The organism is Meiothermus taiwanensis WR-220 (assembly GCF_003568585.1).
GTDB lineage: Bacteria > Deinococcota > Deinococci > Deinococcales > Thermaceae > Meiothermus > Meiothermus taiwanensis.
The window spans coordinates 1032904-1048968 of the sequence record NZ_CP021130.1; the positions used below are offsets into that span (position 1 = coordinate 1032904).

Below are 16065 nucleotides of genomic sequence, written 5' to 3' on the forward strand. Positions count from 1 at the left end.
ATGATATGAGCAACCCCCTGAAGGAACTTTTTGGCACCCTGCGCGACCAGTTCCAGATCGGCCTGGCCAGCGCCACGGCTGCCTTGTTAAAAACCGCCTCCGGGCGGTTGGATTTCCGCAACCGGGCCGACAGCGCCCACATCGATATCCGGGTCAAGGCCCTTCAGCTCAACGATGGGGATACCAACCAGATCACCATCCAGAGCCCCGCCATCAGCGCCGACTATACCCTAACTTTGCCGACAGCGCAGGGTGCGGCCAACCAGGTGCTGGCGCAAAGCAGCACCCCAGGGGTGCTCGAGTGGGCCAACGTGGCTGTGGCCAACGATACGGTCAAGACCGATACCACCAGCCTGGCGTTCAACTCCGCCGCCACCGTCAGCATGTTCGCCCTGCCGGCCAATGCCAGGGTGCTGCGGGTACGGCTCATCATAGATACGCCCTTCACGGGCGGTACGGGGGCGCAAGTCTCGGTGGGCATATCGGGCAATACGGCGAAATACATGGGGGCTACCGAGAACGACCTCAGCTACCCGGCCCTGACCAGCTTTGAGGTGGAACCCAACCTGACGCCGGTCGGCTCGGTGGAAAACATCATCGCCACCTACGCCGCCAACGGCGCCACGGCAGGCGCGGCCCGCATCGAAGTGGATTACGTCCTGCCCGGATAGGGGGTAGGGCATGAGCAAGATTGAGAGCAGGCTGGCCGGTACGCGGGTTCCCTTCGGTCTGCCCGTGTTTACGCTGGCGACTCGCCCGAACCTGTCGGCCAACGATACGGGCCGCCAAATCTATGTAGCCGATGCCCCAACCGGCCAGCGCATACAGGTCTGGACGGGCACGACCTGGGAGGCCCCCATCGCGGGGGCCTCCTTTCGTGCATATAGGGCTACCTGGTCTACCGGCCAGAGCACCATCAACCTACCTTGGACACCGAGGGGCGACGTAGCTGTGTTTGTGGTGGCCAAGGCCGAGTTTCTGGTCGAGGGCGGGGGCAACGACTACACGGTCGCCGGGGCTGTGCTCACGCTGACCGCCGCAGGTCAGGCAAAGCTGGCCAACAACGATGTGCTGCTCATTGTGGGGGCGGAGAGCGCCTCCGGCGGCAGCCTCAACAGCATCCAGAGTTTCGTAATTGCTGCCAGCGACGAGACCAGCAACCTGACCACCGGTACGGCTAAGGTGACTTTCCGCATGCCGTATGCGTTTACCCCGACAGCAGTTCGGGCCAGCTTGAGTACGGCCTCGAGCAGCGGGCCGGTGGTGGTGGATATTCGCAAGAACGGAGCGTCTATCATGGGCAGCAACAAGCTGTCCATCGATGACAACGAGCGCACCAGCACCACGGCGGCCACCCAGCCCAACCTGGTCGATACCAACCTGGGGGACGATGCCGAAATCAGCATAGACATCACCTCGGCAGGCACCGGGGCCAAGGGGCTCAAGGTGACACTGATTGGGTACCCGACATGAGCAAGATAATCATTAATCCATTCGCATTTGGGGCAAAGGTAAGTGGACTGTCGGCAACCTAGTACGATGGGTACGCAGTCGTAGGTTGGAACGCGCTGGCCGCTGACAGCTATGAGATAGGAATCGCCTCGGTATCGGGAGGCCCCTATACCTTTTTTGCTGTAGGCAACAACACGTCCTTTGAGGTAGGGGGGCTGCTAAACGGCACGACCTACTATCTTGTGGTCAGGGCAATCATTGCCGGTGTTCCACAGCCCACGAGCGACGAGGTCAGCGGAAGCCCGAGTAATACAGCCGGCTACAGTCAAACGGACGCCGATGCAGGCTGGCGGAATGCCGGAGGGGGCATCCAGAGTATTAATACAGCGGCAAACCGTTCCTGGCAGGGCGATGCGGGAATATCCAGGCAGACCGTAGGTTTTTACAATCAAAATGGGCAAGATTACGATACTCCCACACTTCAGCTTCTTAACCCCGCAAGAAGGATCCGACTCCGGATAGCTGACGTTGCCACCCCAGATTCCCCGATTGCGCTGTGGATTCGCAGCCAGACCCAGTGGTATGGCGATCAGTGGCAGGTGTTTTGGGACCCCAGCAGCAACTTCATTTCTCTCGGGGAAATCACAGGCGGCACATACACGTATGTCACCGGCGCCAGCGGCCCCAGCCGTTCCAACGCGCAAGCGCACACCCTGGAAGTGCGGGATACGGGATCAATCATCAGTGTTTACGTGAACGGGTCGATGTTGTTAAGCCATCCGACCACCAGTAAGGCGTCTAACCAGTATTGCGGATTCCAAATCGGGCCGGGTAGTTCCGGGCGCGTGCGGTGGCTAAGCATAGATAACGCAGCTTAGGAGGGGATACATGCACAGAGGCATGGCCGTCGGACTAGTGTTAATATTGGCTATCGTGCTGGCCCAGGCCATTGATGGCTCGAGGGCTTTGATTAACAACAGCGTGCCGCTAGGTAAGCTTCAGATCGTTAACAGTGGCACCCTTCTAGGTAGGTCTAGCGCCGGTTCCGGGAATGTCGAATCCATAACGGTGGGTTCCGGGCTATCCCTATCAGGGGGCACGCTATCGGCCAGTGGGGGTGGATCCCCCGGCGGCAGTAGCGGCCAGGTGCAATACAACAGCGCCGGGAGCTTCGGTGGTGCATCGCATGCCACCGTCAACGGTTCGGGCCAGATTGTAATCGGTACCTCAGGCGTGCAGCTAACTGCCCGCACCGATGCAGCGCCCGCGTCCGTAAGTGGGCAACTCACGTTATATGCGCGTTCCAGAGCCGGGCGGATTCTGCCGCAGTTTGTGGGCCCTTCTGGGGTGGATAGCGATATTCAACCAGCGCTATTTGGTAACCGGATTATGATGTGGGTTCCCGGAAGTGGAACCGCGCTCGGCTCATTCGGGCTTACCCCTACAACTGCCGCCACTTTGAGCCATCCGACCCCTGCTATAACTACTTTGGCAGAGAGTATATACCGCACTCGGTTTAGCACGAGCACCACAGCAGGCAACGCCAGCGGAGTGCGGGACAACGTTAACACATTCTGGCGCGGCAACAGCGCCGGGCGAGGTGGTTTTTTCCATCACGTTCGCTTTGCCACGGGGAGCATCAGCCTGACGGGGGGGCAAAAATGTATTTGCCTGAGCAGCCAGACCGGCATTCTGGCGGGAGAGCCCTCTGCGCTACCAGACGTGGTTGGCATGGTAAAAGACTCGACCGACACCAATTGGTTTTTTGCCAGGCGCACAGGCACCGGCACAGTGCAGAAGGTTAATTTGGGGGTGGCGGTTGCCAACAACCAAGTATTTGACATGACTCTCTTCTCGAGGCCCAACGGCACAGACCTGGGTGTTCTAATAGTCCAGCAGAACTTCGATGGCACCTCAACCGTGCTCCTAGATACGACCTATAACACCGACCTTCCGGCCCAGACCACCCTGCTGAGCAGACACTTTGAAGTCCGCAACGGCTCCACGGCTGCAGCAGATAATCTAGACCTAATACGTTGGTACTCGGAATCAGAATTTTGAAGTTTCACGCGAATAGTGCAAAACTATACAAAATAGGTGGATAATTGTGCATAGTTATACATGAGAAATTTACCTTTATGTCGTTTCTCATTTTCACCTTTATGTCGTCGCGTGACAACAAAGCTGCTGCGGCCGCCTAGAAGCGAGCCTCTGGGGCGCTGTCTTAATACTCGAGGGGGGCCTTGGCCCGTAGCAAAAAAGCCAGCCCCTAACCCAATAGAGGTCAGGGGTCGGCCAGAAACGTCGAGGTTGGGAAGAGGCGTAAGCCGGGTTCTGTTTCCGCAGCCATCTCTCTGGGATGAGCGTCGCCGCTCACCTCAAGCGTCCCTACCGCAGGTTGTAGCGAACCGGGCCAGTTCTCCCTGGCGTGTCGCCCCGCCTGAGCGGGACGTGGGACTTGCAGCAGATGGGGTTTGCCTAGCTGCCCCTGTTGCCAGGGGCACTGGTGCGCTCTTACCGCACCGTTTCACCTTGACCGGGTTGACCCGGCCGTCTGCTTTCTGTTGCACTATTCCGTCGGGTTACCCCGCCCAGCCGTTAGCTGGCATCCTGCCCTGTGCTGCCCGGACTTTCCTCTGGTGTTGCCACCAGCGGCTGCGCCCTCTTCCCAAAACCTTATTGTAGCAGATGGGCGGTTATGGCTGGGCTGCTATTTTCTCCACCACCTTTCTTACCCGATCTCCCGGAGCAGCGGGGCCCAGGGCCTTGGTGACGATGCCGATGGCGGCCATGGGCGACTTGAGCGATGCAAAGTCTACGTTGGCCCTGATCCAGGCTTCAATTTCAGCCTCGCTCATCTCCTGTGGCAGGTATCTGTCCAGGAAGGCCAGCTCGAAGGCGTTCTGGTTTTCCTCGGCGGTAACCCGCAGGGCCTTGAGAATTTTGACCGCGTCGGCATCGGGCAGCGGCCTGCCATCGCCCTTGCGGTCGAGCTCGGCCTTGACCACCCGGGCGTAGTCGCGGGTGGCGGTGTCGCCACGTTTCATGGCTTCGACAATTTCTTTCTTGATGGCTTCGTAAATGGATGTGCTCATGCGTTAAGTTTAGCCCCTGCCGGGCCAGCGGACCGTTGCAAAGGTGCCCATTACCCCGGTGGGTTTCAAAAGGGGGCTTTGCGAAGGGTATGATTCTGCCGTATGCGTGCGCTTTTATCGGTATCGGACAAGGCGGGTTTGGTGGAGTTTGCGCGGGGCCTGGCGGAGCTGGGCTTTGAGCTGGTCTCCACCGGCGGAACCCACAAAACCCTACAGGCGGCGGGGCTGGACGTGATTTATGTCTCCGAGGTGACGGGCTTTCCCGAGATTCTGGACGGGCGGGTCAAGACCCTGCACCCCCGCATCCATGCCGGCTTGCTGGCAACCAGGCGCCCTGAGCACGAGGCCGAGCTGCAGGCCCAGGGCATTCCTCGGATTGACCTGCTCTGTGTCAACCTGTATCCGTTCCGGGAGACCCTGGCACGGGGGGCTTCGTTTGAGGAGTGCCTCGAGAACATCGACATCGGGGGGCCGGCCATGCTGCGGGCCGCAGCCAAGAACCACCAGGCGGTGTTGCCGGTGTGTGACCCGGCCGACTACCCCGAGGTATTGCAGGCCTTGCGCACCGGCGTTAGCAGTGAGTTTCGCCGCAGGCTGGCATATAAAGCCTTTGCCCACACCGCGGTCTACGACGCGGCCATCGCCGACTTTTTGGCCTACGAGAAGTTCCCCCAGACCCGGCTTTTGAGCCTCGAGCGCCTGCCGGTGGAGCTGCGCTACGGGGAGAACCCGCACCAGGAAGCGGCTCTGTACGCCCTCGAGGGCCAGCGAGGCCCGGTGCTCCACGCCCGGGTGCTGGCCGGCAAGCCCATGGGCTTCAACAACTACGCCGACGCCGACGCGGCCTGGGGCCTGGTGAGCGAGTTCGAGCTGCCGGCCTGCGTGGCCGTCAAGCACGCCAACCCCTGTGGGGTGGCCCTGGCCGACGACCCCAAAACCGCCTGGGAGCGCGCCCGCGATGCCGATACCCTCTCGGTGTTTGGCGGGGTGGTGGCCTTCAACCGCCCGGTGGACCTCGAGACCGCCATGGCCACCCGTGGAACCTTCCTCGAGGTGCTCATCGCCCCCGAGGTAAGCCCGGAGGCCCTCGAGTGGTTCCGCAGCAAAAAGCCCGACCTGCGGGTGCTGGTAGCCGCTCCACAAGACGCTGACCAAAGGGAAGTCCGCCCGCTGGTGGGTGGTTTTCTGGTGCAGGATCGGGACATGCGGCGCTGGGAAGAACTCAGCCTGCACTACGTGACTGAGCGCATCCCCACGGCGCAGGAACTCTTAGATCTCAAGTTCGCCTGGTACGTGGGCAAGCACACCCGCTCCAACAACGTGGTGCTGGCCAAGGATGGGGTCACGGTGGGGCTGGGCACGGGGGCGGTGAGCCGCATCTGGGCCGCCGAACGCGCCATCCAGAACGCGGGTGAGCGGGCCAAGGGGGCGGTGCTGGCCTCCGAGGCCTTCTTCCCCTTCGACGATGTGGTGCGGGCCGCGGCTGCTGCAGGGGTTACGGCCATCGTGCAGCCCGGCGGTGCCAAGCGCGACAAAGAGGTGATCGCTGCCTGCAACGAGCTGGGCATCGCTATGGTCTTTACCGGCTCGCGCCACTTTAAGCACTGATCCTATTTCACGAACAGGTATAGTGATAAAAATCACTAAAAGGCCGCTCGGCCAGATCCAGCGGCGGGGCGGCCATAGAGCCTCTGGGATGGAGGAAACTGGGTGGGCGGGCACTTTGTTTGTGAGGAGAAAGCCCGAAGCGTGCTGTGTTCAAACAACGGGTTAAACGGCGGGCTTCATACGGCTGCGGAAAACCAGCCCTACCCCCAGCAGCACCAGGGCCCCGCCAACCCAGGTCCAGATGCCCAGGGGTTCCCGCAGGAAGACCCAGCCCAGCAGCAGGGCGATTACCGGGTTGATGTAGGCATAGGTGGTTACCAGGCTCAGAGGTAGCAGCCGCACCGCCTGGATGTACGAGGTATAGGCAATCAGGGAGCCAAAGACGATCAGGTACAGGTTGCTGGCCCAGCCCAGGGGGGTGGGGGTGTGCCAGGGTTCACCCAGCACGATGGAGATGAGCAGGAAGCCCAGCCCACCAAAGAGCTGCTGGTAGCTCGAGACCACCACCGGTTCCACGCTGGCAATGTAGCGCTGGGTGTAGATGGTGCCGCTGGACCACATCAGCGGCGAAATCAGGAGCAGCGAGAAGGCCAGCAGATTGGTGGGGGTGCCGGTGCTTAGCTTGGGCACGTTGAGGGCCAGGATGCCCAGCAGACCTGTAAGCAGCCCCAGCACCAGGAGTCCCGAGGGCCGCTTTCGATCCAGCAAACCCTCGAGCGTGGCCGCCCAGATGGGGGTGGTGGCGATCATCAAGGCGACGTATCCCGATGGGACATGCTGGGTCGCCACGAGAATCAGGCCGTTGCCGCCCAACCAAAGCAGGCTGCCCGAGAGCGCCAGCTTGCCCAGCATTTGGCGACTTGGCCGTATTTGCCAGCCGCGCCAGCGGGCGTACAGGAGCAGTAACAAAGCCGCCGGGATAAACCGGGTAGCGCCCATCCAGAAGGGCTCAAATCCATTCAGGAGGCCTATTTTGAAAGCCAGGTAGGTGCTGCTCCAGACCAGGTACACCACCAGGAGGTGAAGAAAGCCGGTTCGCGAAAAAGGCATCGGTAGGGGGTGGTGAGGGGCTGGGTGCTGTTAAAAAAGCGACTCCTGGCTAACAGTTTTGATCTCGATCCCCTGTTTTGGCCCGAGCTCGTCCAGGGTTTTTTTGACCAGTTGGATGTCCTGCCAGGTGAGGTGTTTGGGGCTGCCGGCTTCGCGGGAGGGGTTGCGCAGCAGGTAAGCCGGGTGGAACATGGGAAAAATTTTGATGCCCTGCCACTCGAAAAACTTGCCGCGGGCTTTGGTGATGGAAAGTTTTTCGCCCGCAAAAAACTCCAGCGCGGTTGCGCCCAGCGGGATGATGATCTGGGGCTTGACGAGCTGGACCTGCTTGACCAGCCAGAGCGAGGTGCAGGTCTTGGCTTCAAGCGGCTCGGGCGCACGGTTCCCCGGTGGGCGGCACTTGACGATGTTGGCGATGTAGACGCTGGCTCGAGGAATACCGGCGGCCTCGAGGATTTTATCGAGCAGCTGACCGCTGCGCCCCACAAAAGGCCGCCCCTGCAAGTCTTCGTCTTCACCCGGCCCCTCGCCCACAATCATGAGCTTGGCATCGGGGTTGCCCTCCCCAAAGACGACGTGGGTGCGGTTCCTGGCCAGGCCGCAGGCCGTGCAGGCTTTGGCTTGAGCAGCGAGCAGTTCGAGGTTCATGGCAAGAAGAAAGACAGAGATATAGAAAACCGGGGCACAGGTATTCCCCGCACCCCTACCCAGAGCCGTTATTGTAAGGGTTTGCGTGCCTTGCGGGCTTCCCGGCGAATTTTGGGATCCAAGCCGATCATCAGAAAGAAGTTCTCTAGGGCATTTTCCTGGCCCTTAATCTCCGGGTGCATATCTTCAGCCGTGCCGGTTACAAAAGGAAGCTGCTGGTACAGCTCGAGCGCCTGACTTACAACCGCATCCGGGCCTTCATTTTCGGCCACCTCGGCCAGTTTGGCGTAGATTTCGCGCCGGGCTTCGGCGTGCAGACGGAAGATATCGGGGTTCGGTGTCTCCGGGGCCCGAAGAACATCCTGCTTGGCAATACGACGGTAGTGTTTCAGACCACGCACTATTTCTTCGGTGGAGAGGGTCACCTTGTACTCCATCCTAGCTCCTTTCAACGCAGAACCCTTGGGGGGTAACGGTTGATTTTTCCTACATGATTATAGGATTGCAAAAAATATGGTGTCAACGCGAGGTTGTTTGATTAAAATCCACGCTTCGTGTACTGACATGCTCGATGTGGCGGACGATCCCCTTCGGGACGGGCTGATGCCGGTACACCGGAAGGCTGAAACCCAGCCCTCGAGGCTGAGCAGCCCGGCCAGCAGGCAAGATATACTGCGAGCTATGGAAAGCCTAGGGCACTACTTGTTACGGGAGCGCATTGCGCTGCCGGGGGTAGGTGCAGTCGAGGCCTTCGAAGGCCAGGATGTACGAACGGGCATAGATGTGCTGGCCTTTAGACCCATATCGGAACCGCTTCCAGCATTGTCCATGCCGCACATCCTTCCCTGGATAGACCAGGAAGGGGAGGCCTGGATTGCCGAGATTCCGGTGGGCGCAGTAAGGACAGCCTGGCTGGCTGAGCGGATTGATCTAGACCGCCTGGCGCAATGGTGCAAACAGCTGGCAACGGTGCTGCACTGGGCGCAAGAACAGAATATTCCGGTGGGCTACGTAATTCCCGAGCTGGTCTGGGCCAGGGGTAGCCGGGTCTGGCTGGGTGGGGTAGGGGTGTCCAACCCTGGGCATGTGCGCGATTTCCCGGGTCTGCTCAACACCATAAAGGTGCTTGCAGGTGAAGCCTATCCGGCCCTGCCCTGGAGGGAAGCCCTTGAAGACTATGTGGTCGGCCACATCGACTATTCAGCTTTGGTGCAGCAGCTCGAGGTCGGGAGCGAGCCCCTGGCATCGAAACCGAGCCCGCCCAATCCACAGACCGCACCCAACCCCCCTCGCGTCGATGCCCTCGAGGCCCACAGCGCGCGGGCTGGCGCTGAAGGGACGGAGGATGCAGTGCAAGATGAAACGACCGCTTCCTCGCTCGAGGCTTCTGATAAAAGCCCTGCGAAAGCCGCGGCTGCGCCGGGGGCCGAGAGGCAAGCCCATAGCAAAAGCCTCAATGTCGAGGTAAACCAGCCAACCTCACCACCTGCAACCAGCACGCCGCCGCGTCGCATCCGCATTGAAGAGCGGCTCGAGCCCCCCTTCGAGGTGCTGGAGCCGCCCTTGCCCAGCCGTCGCGCTGTTGCGCTCTGGATATGGCTGATCCCGTTGGTGCTGCTACTGGCCGGCCTGGGCTGGTGGGTGCGCTCGAGAACGCCTTCATCAACCCCGGTCACAGTCTATCCGGTGGAGTTTCGTCTGCAGCCGCCGGGCCCGGGTGCAAGCCTGATAATCCTGGAGGCACCCGAGGGCTCCCAGATGCCGCTGAATATTGAAGTGGCCCAGCTGCCTGGGCGTGTGGACTTCGACCGGCCTGGCATTTATCGCATTCGTGTGCGGGTGCAGGGACGGGTACCGGTGGAATCGCTTATCGAAGTGCCCAACCCCGGTGGGGTCACCATCAGCCTGAGGTAGCCGTGCGGACGTAGCTGGCCTATGGTTTGGAGCCTATCGCCTTGAGCGATATGCTTTTTGCATGAGCGTCGTTATCCTCGACTATGGTTCCCAGTACACCCGTTTGATCGCCCGACGCATCCGCGAACTGCGGGCCTATTCGGTTATTCTGCCAGGAACGGCCAGCCTGGAGCGCATTCAGGCTGAACAACCGCAGGCCCTCATCCTTTCGGGGGGGCCGGCCTCGGTGTTCGAGCCCAACAGCCCCCGGCCCGCACCCGGGGTGCTCGAGCAGGGCTGGCCCGTCCTGGGCATCTGCTATGGAATGCAATACCTGGCCCAGCATTTTGGGGGCAGGGTTGAGCGGGCTGGGCGGCGCGAGTACGGCAAGGCCAACCTGGTGCACCACACCGGCCCTTTGTTTGCTGGCCTGGAGGGGGAACTGCAGATGTGGATGTCCCACTCCGATGCTGTTACCGAACTGCCCCCGGGCTGGCAGGTGGTCGCCAGCACCGAAGAGAACCCGGTGGCCGCCATTGCCGCTCCCGATGGCCGAACCTTTGGGGTGCAGTTTCACCCCGAGGTGGTGCATAGCCCCAAAGGGATGCAAGTTCTGGAAAACTTCCTCGAGCTTGCGGGGGTGGCCCGCAACTGGACAGCCCAGCACACCCTGGAGCACCTGATTGCCGATATCCGGGCCAAAGTGGGGGATGAAAAAGTGCTGCTGGCTGTTTCAGGTGGGGTGGACTCATCGACCCTGGCCCTGCTTCTGGCTCGAGCCATTGGCGACCGGATGACCGCGGTGTTTGTAGACCATGGCCTGTTGCGCCTGGGTGAGCGCCAGGAGGTCGAGCAGGCCCTGCGCCCCCTGGGGAAAGCCCTGCGGGTTGTAGAGGCTTCCGAGCAGTTCCTCTCGGCCTTGCAGGGGGTAACCGATCCCGAACAGAAGCGTAAGATTGTGGGGCGCGAGTTTATCCGGGTCTTTGAGCGAGAAGCCCGGCAGTTGTCGGCCCAGGGCTATAGGTGGCTGGCCCAGGGCACCCTGTACCCCGATGTCATCGAGTCGGCGGGCAGCGGCGAGGGCAGCGCCAATATCAAGAGCCACCACAACGTGGGCGGCTTGCCCGAGGATCTGCAGTTTGAGCTGCTCGAGCCTTTCCGCTACTTGTTCAAGGATGAGGTGCGCGAGCTGGCCCTGCTGCTGGGCCTGCCCGAGCCTATTCGGATGCGCCATCCTTTCCCGGGGCCGGGCCTGGCAATCCGCATACTGGGGGAGGTGACCCCACAAAAACTGGAGATTCTGCGCCGAGCCGACGACATTTTTATCTCCAGCCTGCGCGACTGGAACCTTTACGACCAGGTCTCGCAGGCAGCCGCTATCCTGACCCCCATGCAAAGCGTGGGGGTGGTGGGCGATGAGCGCAGCTACGGCTATGTACTGGGGTTGCGGGCGGTCTCCACCATAGACTTTATGACCGCCGACTGGGCCCGGCTTCCTCTGGAGTTCTTAGATGAGGTGGCCCGCAAGATCACCCGCCAGGTGCCGGAGATTGGACGGGTGGTGTACGACATCACCAGCAAACCGCCGGCTACCATCGAGTGGGAATAAACCCCCAATTACCTGCCCCACCGTAGCTAAATACCCAGTACAGCAAAATACGCTGTACTGGGTATTTATGGGAAACGCTCCGAGAGCACACCCCCCGTATCCGGTATGTGCGGTTGGCTCAGGCCGAGCGGGCTTTCACGGCGGCTTTGCGACGCTGCTCGAGGGTTTTGTACCAGACCACCAGGGCCGAAACCACGTAGATGGAAGAGTACGTACCCACCACAAAGCCCACGAAGATAGCCAGCGAGAAGTCGCGCAGCACCGGCCCGCCCAAGAAGAGCAGCGCCAGGATGGGCAGCATGGTGGAGAGGGAGGTCATGAGGGTGCGGGAGAGGGTCTGGTTGATGGAAGCGTTTACAATCTCGTAGTAACTCCTGCCCCGCATGATCTTGAGGTTTTCGCGTATACGATCCGAGATAATCACCGAGTCGTTGATGGAAAAGCCGACGATGGTGAGCAAAACCGCCACGGTTGGAATCGAGAACTCCAGCCCCAGCAGGCTGTACATGCCGGCCACAATTGCCACGTCGTGGCCCACCGCAATCACACTAGCGACACCGAACACCCAGTCGAAGCGGAAGGCCACATAGACTAGAATCAGCGCCAGACCTATCAGCACCGCAAAAATGGTATTCCGGCGCAGCTCCGAACCAATGGCCGGGCCTACGGTTTCGGACTGGAGGATGGTGGCCTGCAGACTTTCCTGGAATTTTTTCTCCAGCTCGATGCGCTGCTCTTCGCTGATCTGCCGCACCCGCACCGAGAATTCGTTGCCGTTCACGCTGGAAAGCGAGGTGATAACCGATTCGGCCCCACGGAGCTCAGCGATACCAGCGTTATCGAGAAAGCTGCGGATTTGCTCGGCCCGGGTCGCATCGGGTACGCGGATGGTAAAGGCCGTGCCGCCGGTAAAGTCGATGCCGAAGTTGAAGCCTTTGACAAACACGATACCAGTCGCGATGACCGCCAGCGTGAGGGAAGCCGCTGTAACATAGCGCGAGATGCTCAGGAAGTCGATTTTGGTACCCCACAGCCAGTAAGGGGGCCTGATCTCGCGGCGGTCGCCGATGAGCTCTAAAAGCCAGCGGCTGAAGACCAGGTTGGAGAAGACCGAGGTCACCACCCCCAAGGCCAGCATGACCGCAAAACCCCGCACCGGCCCGGTGCTGTACTGGTAGAGGGCGGCTGCGGCCAGCAGATGGCACATATTGACGTCGAGGATGGTAATGATCGAATGGGAGAAGCCGCCCGGTATGGCCTGACGGAACTTCTTACCCATTTTGATCTCTTCCTTGATGCGCTCAAAGGAGAGCACGTTGCCGTCTACCGCAGCACCCAGGGTGAGAATCAGGCCGGCGATGCCCGGCAGGGTAAGGGTGGCCCCCAGCAGCGAGATGGAGGCCAGCAGCAGGATAGCGGTGTAGATGAGGCCCAGGGCCGCCACCAGGCCCATCCAGAAGCCGTAGTAAGCGAAAATCAGGATAAACAGCAGAATTGTGCCGATTACCCCTGCCTGGATACCCGCATTGATGGCGTCCTGGCCGAGGGTGGGGCCGATGGCACGGGTCTCGGCCACTTCCAGCTTGACCGGCAGCGAGCCGGAGCGCAGCACCAGGGCGATGTCGGAGGCTTCCTGCACCCCAGAAAGCCCTTCGATTACGGCCCGTCCACCGGCGATGGCCTGGCGGATGCTGGGGGCAGTATAGACCTTGCCGTCGAGTACCACGGCGAGTTGGCGGCCCACGTTGGCCCGGGTGACCTCCTCGAACTTTTTGGCCCCCTCGGGGGTGAACTCCATATCCACCTGAGGGCGTCCAAACTGGTCAAAAGAGGCATTGGCGGTACGAAGGTCGCTACCGGTGAGCAGGGGAGGGCCCAGATCCTCGAGCCTGTAGAGGTTTTTCTCGAGCTCGGCCCGGCGGGCAGCCAGGGCAGCACCGCTGAGGCCAGAAATGCGTAGCTGCTCGTTAATTTGTGCCACAGTGGTGCCAGTAGCCCCTTGGTTGACGATGCGAAACTCGAGCCGGGCGGTCTGGCCGATCAGGCCCAGGGCGCGCTCCTGCTGATCCTGTTGCAGGCCCGGCAGCTCCACGATGATGCGGTCGTTGCCCTGTACCTGCACCAAAGGCTCGGCCACCCCAATGGCGTTGACCCGGTTCTCGATAACGGTGCGGGCCACATCCAGCTCGGTTTTGGCCACGGAGGGATCGGGGTTGGGCTCGGCCACCCTGAGGGTGATGCGCAAGCCCCCTTGCAGGTCGAGGCCCAGCCGGATCAGACCATCGGCGGGTAACAAGGGTTTTTGTGGGTTACGGGCCTCCCAGGGGCGGAATAGCCCCACAATGGCGGCCAGGAGTAGCCCGATCAGAAAAACTGCTTTCCACGTGCGGTTGGTCATATCCGTTCCCGTTGCTACTTTTCAGGTGAGCCCAGCGACAGGCAGCGCTGCTTCATCGTCCAGGCTCAGTGAGGAGGGTGGAGGGTCGTATGGTTTAGTAAAGGGGTGCGCAACGAGTGGGCTATCCGCCATCGGTTTGCAAGCGGGCATAGGTTAAATACAGCCGTCGTTTGGGGAATGGAGCTGGGTGTGAAGGGGTTTCCTGCCCCGACGGGGGGGTGCGGCTGCGAAGGGTCGGTTCCAGGGCGTTCAGCACCAGCCCCAGCCCCAGGGGATTGTACTTGGCCTTGGCCTCGAGCAGCGGCTGGGGCAGGGGAACGGCCATCCAGCCCTGGCTCAGCCCACTGCCGGTTTTGGCCTTGCTGGGCGACCAGAAGAGCCCTGGCCCCAGGGCGATCAAGGCCAGGGTAGCCAGGGTGAACCAGTGTTGCCAGCGTTGCATAACCTGTAGCCCAATCACTGTATACCGGAAGCGCTTGGTTTAGCCAGCGCGGTCGGGCCAGATTGAACAAGCCTCTCCGGCGCAACTCTACTGGCCGGGGGTGTTGTAGGCCCCTAGCCAGCATAGGGCGGGTTCGCGACGGGCCTTGACCTCAATCCGTAGCCACCTCGACCTGCTGGCTGGCCTCGAGGATATCCCCTTCCTGAAAGTCGGCAAAGCCATCCAGTAGAATGCCGCATTCAAAGCCCTGGGCCACCTCACGCACGTCATCCTTGAGGCGCTTGAGCCCTGCGATCTTGCCTTTCCAGATCTCCTTACCCTTGCGCAGCACCCGGATATCGGCGCTGCGGGTAATCTTGCCTGAGGTGACCATACAACCCGCAATAACCCCACGGCTTAGCTTAAAGATGGCCCGAACTTCAGCGGTTCCCAGGATTTCCTCTTTGTAAACCGGCTCCCGCTGCCCTTTGACCATCTTGCGGATCTCATCGATCAGGTCGTAAATGATGCGGAAGCTCTGTAAGGGCACACCTTTCTGTTCGGCGGCCTTCTTGACCGAGCTGCTGGGGTTGACGCTGAAGGAGAGAATGGCCCCGTTGGCGGTGGAGGCCAGCAGCACGTCCGATTCGGTGGGCGCGCCCACGGCGGCCAGGAGCACGTTGATTTTGACTTCCTCGGTGGCTTCTTTAGCCAGGATGTTTTGAATGGCCTCGAGGGACCCCTGGGTGTCGGCCCGCAGAATCAGGTTGATTTCTTTTTGCTCGTCCTGCTGCACCTTGCGCATCAGGTCGGCCAGGCTGCGGGCACGCTGAAAATCGCCTCGAGCCTCGGAGGCTTTGCGCTCTTCGATGCGCTCCTCGGTAATCTCCTTGGCGGCCACCTGGTCGGGAACCCAGGTAAAGGTTTCGCCGGCAGAGGGTAGCTCCGAGAAACCCAGCACCTGCACGGCGCTTCCGGGGCCGGCCTCGGTGCGGCGGTTGCCGTCGGCATCGGACATGGCCTTGATCTTGCCCCAGCACTCGCCTGCCACCACATAGTCACCGATTTTGAGGGTGCCCTGCTGCACCAGCAGGCTTACCAGAACCCCAGCCTGCTTATCTACTCGAGCCTCCAGAATCACCCCCTGGGCCTCGGCTTTGGGGTCGGCCCGCAGGTCTTCTAGCTCGGCCATTAGCAGGATGGTCTCGAGCAGATCGGCCACGCCCTGACCGGTCTTGGCTGAGATGGGTAGCACCTCGACATCGCCCCCGTAGGCCACCGGCACCAGGCCAAGCTGCATCAAGTCCTGGTAGACCTTGTTGATGTCAGCACCGGGTAGATCCATCTTGTTGGCTGCAAAGATGATCTTGGCCCCGGAAGCCTTGGCGTGGGCGATGGCTTCCTTGGTCTGGGGCATCACCCCTTCGGTGGCTGCAATCACGATAACGGCTATATCGGCAACCTTGGCGCCGCGCTGGCGGATGGTGGTGAAGGCCTCGTGGCCTGGGGTATCGATGAACACCACGGTGCCGCCAGCGGTTTTTACCTCAAAGGCCCCCACGTGCTGGGTGATGCCCCCGGCCTCTTTCTCAGCGATGCGGCTTTTGCGCAGGTAGTCCAGCAGGCTGGTCTTGCCGTGGTCCACGTGGCCCATGATCACCACCACTGGAGGACGGTGGGGGATGGACTTACGGGCTTCCTCGGCTTTTCGGGCAGCCTCGGCCACCTTTTGCTCGCCGATGAGCTCCTTGACTGCCAGCGCGGTGTCTTCCTCGAGGGTGCTGGCATGGGACTTGTAGGTGACCCCCATATCGTCGAGGATTTTTAGCAGCTCGTCGTTGGACATCTCGAGTTCTTTAGCGAGCTGATAGATTCTGATTTTTGCCATGCT

The 16065-nt window shown here is 61.0% G+C and carries 13 protein-coding genes and 1 other RNA gene; 6 read left to right on the forward strand and 8 right to left on the reverse strand.

The window, feature by feature from the left end; translation table 11 throughout:
- The first annotated feature begins 5 nt into the window (after nucleotides 1-5).
- From MTAI_RS05190 to MTAI_RS05200, 3 genes are all read left to right on the forward strand, one after another.
- The gene (locus MTAI_RS05190; RefSeq protein ID WP_027887333.1) at nucleotides 6-671 is read left to right on the forward strand and encodes a hypothetical protein; all 666 of its coding nucleotides are present in this window, start codon (nucleotides 6-8) and stop codon (nucleotides 669-671) included.
- Between the two features lie 10 nt (nucleotides 672-681).
- The gene (locus tag MTAI_RS05195; protein ID WP_027887334.1) at nucleotides 682-1473 is read left to right on the forward strand and encodes a hypothetical protein; all 792 of its coding nucleotides are present in this window, start codon (nucleotides 682-684) and stop codon (nucleotides 1471-1473) included.
- An 867-nt stretch (nucleotides 1474-2340) separates the two neighbouring features.
- On the forward strand, nucleotides 2341-3513 hold the full coding sequence (locus MTAI_RS05200) for a hypothetical protein (RefSeq protein ID WP_187388606.1): 1173 nt from the start codon (nucleotides 2341-2343) through the stop codon (nucleotides 3511-3513).
- Between the two features lie 246 nt (nucleotides 3514-3759).
- Here the strand turns inward: MTAI_RS05200 and rnpB are convergent.
- Nucleotides 3760-4123: RNase P RNA component class A (rnpB, locus tag MTAI_RS05205), an RNA gene on the reverse strand.
- A 25-nt stretch (nucleotides 4124-4148) separates the two neighbouring features.
- Complete coding sequence (locus MTAI_RS05210) at nucleotides 4149-4547, reverse strand: GatB/YqeY domain-containing protein (protein ID WP_027887336.1); 399 nt, start codon at nucleotides 4545-4547, stop codon at nucleotides 4149-4151.
- A gap of 102 nt (nucleotides 4548-4649) precedes the next feature.
- Between MTAI_RS05210 and purH the strand changes: the two genes are divergently transcribed.
- The gene (purH, locus tag MTAI_RS05215; RefSeq protein WP_187388607.1) at nucleotides 4650-6155 is read left to right on the forward strand and encodes a bifunctional phosphoribosylaminoimidazolecarboxamide formyltransferase/IMP cyclohydrolase; all 1506 of its coding nucleotides are present in this window, start codon (nucleotides 4650-4652) and stop codon (nucleotides 6153-6155) included.
- Nucleotides 6156-6317: 162 nt separating this feature from the next.
- On the opposite strand, the gene MTAI_RS05220 is transcribed toward purH, so the two are convergent.
- From MTAI_RS05220 to MTAI_RS05230, 3 genes are all read right to left on the reverse strand, one after another.
- Nucleotides 6318-7205, reverse strand: a complete 888-nt coding sequence (locus MTAI_RS05220) for an EamA family transporter (protein WP_027887338.1) — start codon at nucleotides 7203-7205, stop codon at nucleotides 6318-6320.
- A 30-nt stretch (nucleotides 7206-7235) separates the two neighbouring features.
- Entirely contained in the window at nucleotides 7236-7853 is a 618-nt protein-coding gene (locus tag MTAI_RS05225) for a uracil-DNA glycosylase (protein WP_027887339.1), read from the reverse strand.
- A 68-nt stretch (nucleotides 7854-7921) separates the two neighbouring features.
- Complete coding sequence (locus tag MTAI_RS05230; protein WP_013014194.1) at nucleotides 7922-8290, reverse strand: hypothetical protein; 369 nt, start codon at nucleotides 8288-8290, stop codon at nucleotides 7922-7924.
- Nucleotides 8291-8534: 244 nt separating this feature from the next.
- On the opposite strand from MTAI_RS05230, the gene MTAI_RS05235 reads away from it, so the two are divergent.
- Nucleotides 8535-9767, forward strand: coding sequence for a hypothetical protein (locus MTAI_RS05235; RefSeq protein WP_027887340.1), 1233 nt, complete (start codon nucleotides 8535-8537; stop codon nucleotides 9765-9767).
- Nucleotides 9768-9828: 61 nt separating this feature from the next.
- Nucleotides 9829-11355 carry a glutamine-hydrolyzing GMP synthase gene (gene guaA, locus MTAI_RS05240; RefSeq protein WP_027887341.1) on the forward strand — a complete coding sequence of 509 codons (1527 nt, stop codon included), beginning with the start codon at nucleotides 9829-9831 and terminating at the stop codon, nucleotides 11353-11355.
- A 118-nt stretch (nucleotides 11356-11473) separates the two neighbouring features.
- On the opposite strand, the gene secD is transcribed toward guaA, so the two are convergent.
- The 3 genes from secD to infB all read right to left on the reverse strand — a co-directional run bounded on the left by secD (nucleotide 11474) and on the right by infB (nucleotide 16062).
- Nucleotides 11474-13753 (reverse strand): protein translocase subunit SecD, encoded by a 2280-nt coding sequence (gene secD, locus MTAI_RS05245; protein WP_027887342.1) that lies wholly within the window; start codon nucleotides 13751-13753, stop codon nucleotides 11474-11476.
- A gap of 121 nt (nucleotides 13754-13874) precedes the next feature.
- Entirely contained in the window at nucleotides 13875-14195 is a 321-nt protein-coding gene (locus tag MTAI_RS05250) for a hypothetical protein (protein WP_027887343.1), read from the reverse strand.
- 151 nt (nucleotides 14196-14346) lie between these two features.
- Nucleotides 14347-16062: a translation initiation factor IF-2 gene (infB, locus tag MTAI_RS05255; protein WP_027887344.1), complete on the reverse strand. Its 1716-nt coding sequence runs from the start codon at nucleotides 16060-16062 to the stop codon at nucleotides 14347-14349.
- Between the last annotated feature and the right edge of the window lie 3 nt (nucleotides 16063-16065).

What these genes read in the sequence shown, in the direction of transcription:
- MTAI_RS05250 (WP_027887343.1), bottom strand. Translation starts at nt 14,195, where the DNA reads ATGCAACGCTGGCAACACTGGTTCACCCTGGCTACCCTGGCCTTGATC.
- MTAI_RS05195 (WP_027887334.1), top strand. Translation starts at nt 682, where the DNA reads ATGAGCAAGATTGAGAGCAGGCTGGCCGGTACGCGGGTTCCCTTCGGT.
- secD (WP_027887342.1), bottom strand. Translation starts at nt 13,753, where the DNA reads ATGACCAACCGCACGTGGAAAGCAGTTTTTCTGATCGGGCTACTCCTG.
- MTAI_RS05220 (WP_027887338.1), bottom strand. Translation starts at nt 7,205, where the DNA reads ATGCCTTTTTCGCGAACCGGCTTTCTTCACCTCCTGGTGGTGTACCTG.
- MTAI_RS05200 (WP_187388606.1), top strand. Translation starts at nt 2,341, where the DNA reads ATGCACAGAGGCATGGCCGTCGGACTAGTGTTAATATTGGCTATCGTG.
- infB (WP_027887344.1), bottom strand. Translation starts at nt 16,062, where the DNA reads ATGGCAAAAATCAGAATCTATCAGCTCGCTAAAGAACTCGAGATGTCC.
- purH (WP_187388607.1), top strand. Translation starts at nt 4,650, where the DNA reads ATGCGTGCGCTTTTATCGGTATCGGACAAGGCGGGTTTGGTGGAGTTT.
- MTAI_RS05235 (WP_027887340.1), top strand. Translation starts at nt 8,535, where the DNA reads ATGGAAAGCCTAGGGCACTACTTGTTACGGGAGCGCATTGCGCTGCCG.
- MTAI_RS05225 (WP_027887339.1), bottom strand. Translation starts at nt 7,853, where the DNA reads ATGAACCTCGAACTGCTCGCTGCTCAAGCCAAAGCCTGCACGGCCTGC.
- guaA (WP_027887341.1), top strand. Translation starts at nt 9,829, where the DNA reads ATGAGCGTCGTTATCCTCGACTATGGTTCCCAGTACACCCGTTTGATC.
- MTAI_RS05210 (WP_027887336.1), bottom strand. Translation starts at nt 4,547, where the DNA reads ATGAGCACATCCATTTACGAAGCCATCAAGAAAGAAATTGTCGAAGCC.
- MTAI_RS05190 (WP_027887333.1), top strand. Translation starts at nt 6, where the DNA reads ATGAGCAACCCCCTGAAGGAACTTTTTGGCACCCTGCGCGACCAGTTC.
- MTAI_RS05230 (WP_013014194.1), bottom strand. Translation starts at nt 8,290, where the DNA reads ATGGAGTACAAGGTGACCCTCTCCACCGAAGAAATAGTGCGTGGTCTG.